The 2,111-nt window shown below is 59.0% G+C and carries 1 protein-coding gene and 1 pseudogene; one reads left to right on the top strand and one right to left on the bottom strand.

All coding sequences use genetic code 11. The annotated features are described in order from the left end of the window. Positions 1–833 (bottom strand): transporter substrate-binding domain-containing protein (locus tag NKH80_RS30005; RefSeq protein ID WP_352995643.1); only part of this gene is annotated, 833 nt, incomplete at its 3' end. Between the two features lie 991 nt (positions 834–1,824). On the opposite strand from NKH80_RS30005, the pseudogene NKH80_RS30205 reads away from it, so the two are divergent. Beyond that, positions 1,825–1,963, top strand: a pseudogene (locus NKH80_RS30205) (ABC transporter permease); the annotation flags it as partial. Positions 1,964–2,111 lie beyond the last annotated feature (148 nt).

Raw genomic sequence — 2,111 nt, 5'->3', positions numbered from 1 at the left:
TTTCCGGACTGGGGAACTACCTTCATGTCAATGCCACGCTCAAGCATGTAACGGGTGATGCGCGAGCACGCGAGACCCAGGGAGTTCTGCTGTGACATCCAGTTCGCTAGGAGGTTGGAGAAGCCCTCGTTGCCGGCTTCGCGACGGATGCCGATCGTCGCCGGATTGCGCAGCACCGGCATGGGTACCACCGCCTTGCCGATGCCCTTGGAGTCCAGCAAGGCGGCCTCCTGGTCGGCAATGATCATGGCGTCAACCTTGCCCGACTGAAGTTCCAGAATAGCTTGATCGCGCGTGGGAACGACGACGATGGTGGCGTTGGGAATAACGGACTCGGCGATGACCTGCATAGTGCCGCCCTTCTGCACGGCGACGCGGGCTTCCTTCTTGTCCATCTCGCGCCAGGTCTTCGGCTCGAAGCCAGGGCGGGCAACGAGCGCCCAAATACCTTCGACGATAGCACCTGGCACATAGTCGACGACGAGACCGCGGCGAGGGTTCGGGTTCAGCGCCACAGCAAGGTCAATCTTGCCGGCCTGGAAGTCCGCAGCGAGATTGCCCCACGTGGTTTCATAGTACTCGATCTCAACGCCCAGCAGACCGGCGATATCCTTTCCCCAGTCTACGAATAAGCCGCTCCATTCGCCGGTGCGGGGATCCTTGATGTAGCCCGGCTCCTCCGCGACCATAACCGGAAACTTCAACCTGCCACTCGATTTGATGCGGTCGAGCACCAACGCGGGGTCTTCGGCCCGTGCAGGCACGGAGGCCAAGCCGAACAATGTAGTTGCGCCAATCACGGCCGCGGCGATTGCTCTTATCCAACGATTCATTGGAGTTTCCTATGCCCTCATTTGCAGTATGGCATTCTTCAAATGAACTATATCATTTCCATGGGACAGTGCAAGACCAAACTTGCGCTTCTACTCGCCGCCGCCCTTCACCGCAGACGAAAGGAGCGCAGGAGACTCGGAGGCGCGCCCGGCGAGAAAGTCTCCCATCCACTTCCTCGGCACGCGGGCCTCAGTCCCCGCCCGCCCGGTGCCGAACCCGCTATAGTCTTCGCAGCCCCTGGCGCATCAGCGGCCTACCTATGACCGCTTCCCTAGCCTGCACCTCGTCGGGGGACGGACGCCGCGGCGCTCCTGCGCGCCATATCGCCTGCGATAGAATGTTCAGGCTCAGGCGGAACTTGTCTCTTGCACGGCTTCGTCAAGATGATATGGTTCAGCCGTAAATTGAGCTACTTCAATTCAAAGGAAGGAGGGTTAAAGAATCGCTGAGGACAGCTCTGTTGTTGCTGCCACTATTGGCGCAACCATCTTGTCCGGCCTTCATGGCACGAGCTGAAAACCCCTGAGGTTTCAGGTCATGGTGCAGCCGGGCGTGAGACTGCCTAAGTGCAACCTCGTAGAACTAAGAAACATTAATGCCTCGGTGTTCTTCGGGAGCGATCCCGGCAGTCCCGACACCTATTGTCGAGCGACTTCCCCAGACCTTGTGGGTTGTCGGCCTCGCCTATGTAATCGGTGGCGCTGATTGCTCTGACGATCGGCATCATGTCGGCCTACAAGCAATATTCCGTGTTCGAGCAAATCGGCCCCTTCCTGTCGATGATCGGCCTGGCGGTTCCGCCCTTCTTCTCGGGCGTTTTGGCCATCCTGATCTTCGCTGTCTATCCAACTGGTTCCTGTCGATCTATAACACCAATCTCGTCGACAGCTGGAGCAGCTTCGTCAAGCAGCTTCGTCAGATAATTATGCCGGTGATGGTGCTACCGGTGCAGACGACCGCACAGATTAGTCGCTATGTGCGCTCGTCCATGCTCGAATGATGGCGGGCGGGCGCATCTCTATCGCTGTCGGTGTGACGGCGATGAGCATCTCGAATTTTTCTGGGCACCCTTGTCGGTGTCCTCGCCGGTTGTTTCAGTTCGCTTGATGGACCGCTGATGCGAGAAACAGGTCGGTATGCCGACGCGAATCGGGGAGAGGTCCATGCCGCGCCAGCCCACGACATATCAGTACGATCTGTTCTCCAACCCGCACGATGCGGAGACCGCGCAGATGCCACCATGGCAGGCGCTGCCGGAAGAGACGCGCCTGACGCTG

Origin of the sequence: Mesorhizobium sp. M0904, assembly GCF_040319475.1 — a bacterium.
Classification (GTDB): Bacteria; Pseudomonadota; Alphaproteobacteria; order Rhizobiales; family Rhizobiaceae; genus Mesorhizobium.
The sequence above is the reverse complement of the archived record's forward strand: the minus strand, read 5'-3'. Positions and strand labels throughout refer to the sequence as shown.